Genomic DNA, 6,099 nt, shown 5'->3' with positions numbered 1-6,099 from the left:
CCCCGGTTGAGGCCGCCAACAAGGCACTCGCGAAGGCGGGAATCGGCTGGGAGCAGGTGGGCGCCGTCGAACTTAACGAAGCTTTTGCCGCGCAGTCCCTGGCCTGCATCGATGCGTGGGGTATCGATCCGTCCATCGTGAACCGGCACGGCGGAGCGATTGCGATGGGCCACCCGCTGGGCGCCTCCGGTACCCGGATCCTGGGCACCTTGGCCCGCAGCCTGCAGGCTTCTGGTGAGCGATGGGGTGTCGCGGCCATCTGCATCGGGGTCGGGCAAGGACTGGCCGTGGTGCTGGAGAACGTCACCTCCGGCGTAGCCGGAAAAGGAGCCTAGAGGAAATGCTGAAATTCATTGACACCGTGGGCGAGGCTGTCGCCGGCATCAAGGATGGCTCAACCGTCATGATCGGGGGCTTCGGCAATGCGGGCCAGCCGTTCGAACTCATCGACGCGCTGCTCGATTCCGGCGCCACCGACCTCACCGTGGTGAACAACAACGCCGGCCAAGGCGACCAAGGCCTTGCACTGCTGATCAAGGAAGGGCGGGTCCGGAAGATGATCTGCTCCTTCCCGCGCCAGTCGGATTCCTGGCACTTCGACGCCAAGTACAAGGCCGGCGAAATCGAACTGGAACTCGTCCCGCAAGGGAACCTCGCCGAGCGTATCCGGGCCGCGGGCGCGGGTATTGGCGGGTTCTTCACCCCCACCGGTTACGGCACCATGCTCGCGGAAGGCAAGCACACGCGCTTCCTCGACGGCAAATGGCAAGTGTTCGAGACGCCATCCACGCCGACGTCGCACTCATCAAGGCCCTCAAGGCCGACGGCAAGGGCAACCTCGTCTACCGCAAGACCGCCCGGAACTTCGGCCCCATCATGGCCGCCGCGGCCAAACACACCATCGTCCAGGTGTCGGAGATCGTCCCGACCGGCGCCCTGGACCCGGAGAACGTGGTGACCCCGGGAATCTACGTCAACAGCATCGTGAAGGTGGCCTGACATGAGCATCCAAACGTCAACAACACCCTTGGGACGCGACGATCTCGCGCGGCTCGTGGCGCGGGACATCGCTCCCGGCTCGTTCGTGAACCTCGGCATCGGCCAGCCCACGCTCGTCTCCAATTACCTCACCGAAGAGCAGAACATCACCCTCCATACGGAGAACGGGATGCTCGGGATGGGCCCTGAGGCCAAGGGCGAGGAGATCGATGGCGACCTCATCAACGCCGGCAAGATCCCCGTCACCGAGCTCCCCGGCGCCTCGTATTTCCACCACGCCGATTCCTTCGCGATCATGCGCGGCGGGCATCTGGATATCTGCGTGCTCGGCGCGTTCCAGGTATCCGCCACGGGGGACCTCGCCAACTGGCACACTGGAGCACCGGACGCCATCCCGGCCGTCGGCGGGGCGATGGACCTGGCCACCGGCGCGAAGGACGTGTTCGTCATGATGACGCTCCTGACCCGCGAGGGCGTGTCCAAACTCGTGGAGCACTGCAGCTACCCGCTCACCGGCGTGGGCTGCGTGACGCGCGTGTACACGGACAAAGCAGTCTTCCTGATAGGGCCCGACGGCGTGACCGTGCGTGAGACGTTTGGCTGCACCTTCGAAGAACTCCAAGCCCTGGTGCCGGTCCCGCTGAAGGCGGCGGGCGCCGTCGTCGGCGTCTAAAGGGCAGCGCGAGCTGGCAGCAGATGCCCTCTGGAAGCAATCCACGGGGCAAGTGCTGCCAGTTCGCGCTAATAAGATTGGTAACCATGACCGACGCAGCAGTAGCCGGAGCCCCGCAGGCGGGTGCTCCCCAGGCCAGCGACCAGTACGTGCAATCGCTGGCACGCGGATTGTCCGTGATCCGCGCTTTCGACGCGGCCAACCCCGTCATGACGCTCAGTGAGGTGGCGGCACGCACTAACCTGACGCGTGCCACGGCGCGACGGTTCCTGCATACCCTGGTTGAGCTGGGCTATGTCCGCACGGATGGCAAGACCTTCGCCCTCACGGCGATGGTGTTGCAGCTTGGCTATTCGTACCTGTCGGCGTTGTCCCTGCCCCAGCTCGCACAGCCGCACCTTGAAGAACTTTCCCTCAAACTGGGGGAGTCGACGTCGGCCGCGGTACTGGATGGCGCGGACATCTTCTACGTGGCCCGCGTGACCACGCGCCGGATCATGACGGTCGGGATCTCGGTGGGCACCCGCTTTCCCGCCTACGCCACGTCCATGGGTAGGGTGCTTCTGGCTGGCCTGACGCCGCAGAAACTGGACGAGTACCTGTCCTCGGTGGAGTTCAAAGCCCTGACGCCGCGGACCATCACGTCCCGCGAAGAGCTGGTGGCCGAGCTGGACCGCGTGCGCAGGCAGGATTGGTGCGTTTTGGACCAAGAGCTGGAGCTCGGACTTATGTCCGTGGCAGCGCCCGTTCGCAACGCTGCCGGCAAGGTGGTGGCCGCCGTCAACGTCTCGCTCCAGGCCCAAAACGTCGCCGCGCAGCGTGATCCGCGGGCCTATATCGAGTCGGTTCGCGACGAAATCGTACGCACTGCCGGGCTGATTTCGGCGGATATTGCCGCCAAGCACTAGCAGAGGCGCTCGGGGCCGAATGTCTAGGGCCACAAGCTCGTCACGCCCGTGAGGCCTTGGACCTGGACGGGTGTGTTGCTGCTGGTCGCGGCGCCGTTGCCAAGTTGACCCTGCGCGTTGTCACCCCAGGCGCGGACCGTTCCATCACTGAGCACAGCGAATGCGTCGTACATGGTGCATGCCAGCGAGCTCACCCCGGTGAGGCCCTGGACCTGCACCGGGGCGGGGCTGTCAGTGGTGGTGCCGTTCCCCAGCTGGCCATACCAGTTGGCACCCCATGCGCGGACTGTTCCATCCTTGAGGACCGCGTACGCCGAGATTTCGCTTGCGGCGACGCTCGCGACTGCGGTGAGACCCGGAACTTGGACCGGCACGCTGCTGCTGGCGGTGCCATTGCCTAGCTCGCCATACGTGCCGGCCCCCCAAGCCCGGACTGTCCCGTTCCCCAACACCGCGTAAGCCGTGCCGCCGTTGGCTGCGAGGGACACGGCTCCTGCCAAACCGGAGACTTGGACCGGGGTGTTGGCGTTCGCGTTGGTGCCGTTGCCCAGCTGGCCGTAGCCGTTGTAGCCCCAGGCCCGGACCGTCCCGTCAGCCAGGACTGCATACGCCGTGCCGTAACTGGCCGTGATGGAGGAGACGCCCGTGAGGCCGGTGACTTGGACCGGGGTGTTGCTGTCGGCGTTGGTGCCGTTGCCCAGTTGCCCGGATTGGTTGCTGCCCCAGGCGCGCACCGTCCCGTCAGTCAGAACCGCGTAGGCGGAGCCCCCGCTGGCTGTGATGGAGCCGGCCCTGGTGACCCCCTGGACCTGGACGGGGACGCTGCTGTTGCTGGTGGTTGCATTACCGAGCTGGCCGGAGGAATTGTCTCCCCATGCCCATACTGTTCCATCGCCCAGCAGGGCGTAGGCCGTGCCTCCGCTGGCGGTGATGGATACGACTCCGGAGAGTCCGCTGACTTGGACGGGCACGCTGCTATCGCTCGTAGTGCCGTTTCCGAGCTGGCCAAAACTGTTTCCGCCCCAGGCCCACGCTGTTCCGTTGACCAGCGCGGCGTACTTGGTGCTGGGACCTTGGGCTCCCATGGCGACCCCGGACAGTCCCGTGACGCCAAGCGGCACGTTGCTGAACGAAGTTGTGCCGGTAACGCCGAGTTGGTGGTTGTAATTGTCACCCCATGCGCGGATGGTTCCATCTGCAAGCACGGCGAATGCGGTCCCTCGTGCCGCCGAGATCGATGCTGTTCCCGCTAGGCCGGTGAGACCCGTGACTTGGGTGGGAACATTGCTGTTAGCGGTAGAGCCGTTGCCGAGTTGTCCGGTCGGGTTGACGCCCCAGGCACGGACCGTCCCGTCACGCAGCACGGCATACGCCACCGGGTTGTTGGTGTCCCCTTTGCCAGCAGTGATGGACAAGGCCGTGGTGAGGCCGCTTAGCTGGATGGCAGTGGTGCTGTTGGTGGTGGTCCCGGTGCCGAGCTGCCCGGACTGGTTGAGGCCCCATGCCCGTGCTGTCCCGTCGCCAAGCACGGCGTATACGCTGCCTTTGCCGGCTGCCATGGACGTGACGTTGCTGATCCCCTGGACGCGGACCGGGGTGTAGCTCTCCGACGTCGTCCCGTTTCCGAGCTGGCCGCTCCCGTTCGCGCCCCAGGAACGCACGGTCCGGTCGGCCAGTAGCGCGTACGCGTTGTAGTTGCTGGCCACGGTGGAGGTGACGCCGCTGAGGCCTTGGACCTGAACCGGTCTGTTGCTGCTGTTGGCGGAGGTTCCGCTGCCAAGCTGCCCGCTCGAATTGTCGCCCCATGCCCGGACGGTCCCGTCGGACAACAGTGCGTAGGCGCTGAAGTCGCTGGCGGTGACGGCGGCGACCCCCGTGAGGCCGGTGACCTGGGCCGGCGCGCTGCTTCCGATTCCTGTGGTGCCGTTGCCGAGTTGACCCACGAAGTTGGAACCCCAAGCACGGACGGTTCCGTCATTGAGCAGGGCATATGCGCCGTAATAAGTGGCCGTGATCGCGGTGACGCCAGTGAGGCCTTGGATCTGGATGGGGGTGCTGCTGAAGGTGATCCCGCTGCCGAGTTGTCCGGTGGAACTCTCGCCCCAAGCGCGTACGGTCCCGTCGCCGAGGAGTGCGTACGCTGTGCGACCGTTGATCGTGATCGATGTGACTCCGCTGAGCCCCTGGACTTGCACGGGAATGCTGCTGTCGTTGGTGGTTCCGTTGCCGAGCTGCCCGGACTGGTTGCTGCCCCAGGCGCGTACGGTCCCGTCGGCCAGCAGCGCGTAACTGGTGGAACCATCGCCGGCGATCGACTTGACTCCGGAGAGGCCGGTAACGGCGGCAGGGCTGGCGAGGTAAGGGGTGGTCCCGTTGCCCAGCTGGCTGGATTGGTTGTTACCCCAGGTGACAGCTGAACCGCTTGACGCTCCGGGAAGGTAGTAGCCCGCGACGTCGGCGATCAGCTGCGTGGCGCCGTCGGAACGGTTGAAGAGGGTGATCTTGCCGTCGGCCCCCACGGGGACGGTGACGGAGCTCGGAATAGTCTGGCCGCTCGCGAAGTTCACATTGGACGCATTCGGCCGGATGCTCCCCGAAGCGTAAGCGGTGATGAACCCGAACGATTGCGGGCCGGTGACGGTCAGGTTGAAAACCGCGGCCGCGACGTTGGCGGGAATCCCGCCCGCGCCGCCCACGCGGAAGGACACCGTCCCGTCCGGACCTGCCGGCGCGCTGCTCCGTGTATCCAGGAGTCGTGCGGGATTCACGGGAACGAAAGCGCCCGGAGCGCTCGGGGTCCCTGAGAGGAAATAGCCGGCGACGTCGGCGATCAGCTGGGTGCTGCCGGAGGAACGGTTGAAGAGGGTGACTTTGCCGTCGACGCCGACTGGAACCGTTACGGAGTTCGGAACCGTTTGGTCTGTGGCGAAGTTGATGTTTGAAGAGTTCGGCCGCGTGGTTCCGGAGGCGTAGGCCGTGATGAACCCGAACGACGTCGGATTCGCCACGGTGAGGTTGAAACTCACCGCCGAGACCGAAGCCGGAATCCCGCCCACGCCTCCCACTTGGAAAGACACCGTTCCGTCAGGGCCCGCAGGCGTGCTCCCGCGGGTGTCCAGCAGCCTGGCAGGGGCTATCGGGACGAAGGCGCCGGGTACGGTCGGCGTTCCGGGGAGGTAGTACCCGGACACGTCGGCAATCAGCTGGGTGCTGCCGGAGGAGCGGTTGAAAAGGGTGACTTTGCCGTCGACGCCGACCGGTACTGTCACGGAGTTCGGTACGGTCTGGCCGGCAGCGAAGTTCACGTTGGAGGAGTTCGGCCGTGCGGCACCGGAAGCGTAGGCCGTGATGAATCCGAACGATTGCGGGCCGGTGACGGTGAGATTGAAGACCACCGCCGCGGCCGCAGCGGGAATTCCGTTCATGCCGCCCACCTGGAAGGACACGGTCCCGTCGGGGCCCACAGGCGTGCTGGTACGGGTGTCCAGGAGCCTGGCGGGTGAGATCGGAATGAAGGCT

At 65.7% G+C, this 6,099-nt stretch carries 2 protein-coding genes and 3 pseudogenes; 4 read left to right on the top strand and 1 reads right to left on the bottom strand.

The features are described from left to right. From AHiyo1_RS12635 to AHiyo1_RS12620, 4 genes and pseudogenes are all read left to right on the top strand, one after another. Positions 1 to 335: pseudogene (locus AHiyo1_RS12635) on the top strand (3-oxoadipyl-CoA thiolase); the annotation flags it as partial. 5 nt (positions 336 to 340) lie between these two features. After that, positions 341 to 999, top strand: a pseudogene (locus AHiyo1_RS12630) (3-oxoacid CoA-transferase subunit A). 1 nt (position 1,000) lies between these two features. Then, positions 1,001 to 1,672: a 3-oxoacid CoA-transferase subunit B gene (locus tag AHiyo1_RS12625; RefSeq protein WP_059388801.1), complete on the top strand. Its 672-nt coding sequence runs from the start codon at positions 1,001 to 1,003 to the stop codon at positions 1,670 to 1,672. A gap of 86 nt (positions 1,673 to 1,758) precedes the next feature. After that, positions 1,759 to 2,580: an IclR family transcriptional regulator domain-containing protein gene (locus AHiyo1_RS12620; RefSeq protein WP_059388800.1), complete on the top strand. Its 822-nt coding sequence runs from the start codon at positions 1,759 to 1,761 to the stop codon at positions 2,578 to 2,580. 23 nt (positions 2,581 to 2,603) lie between these two features. On the opposite strand, the pseudogene AHiyo1_RS12615 reads toward AHiyo1_RS12620, so the two are convergent. Further along, positions 2,604 to 6,099: pseudogene (locus tag AHiyo1_RS12615) on the bottom strand (hypothetical protein); the annotation flags it as partial.

Source organism: Arthrobacter sp. Hiyo1, assembly GCF_001263615.2.
Lineage (GTDB): Bacteria > Actinomycetota > Actinomycetes > Actinomycetales > Micrococcaceae > Arthrobacter.
This window is presented reverse-complemented; position numbering and strand designations above follow the sequence as displayed.

Bases quoted from the DNA above. Each gene is read 5' to 3' on its own strand.
- AHiyo1_RS12625 (WP_059388801.1), top strand. From the start codon at position 1,001: ATGAGCATCCAAACGTCAACAACACCCTTGGGACGCGACGATCTCGCG.
- AHiyo1_RS12620 (WP_059388800.1), top strand. From the start codon at position 1,759: ATGACCGACGCAGCAGTAGCCGGAGCCCCGCAGGCGGGTGCTCCCCAG.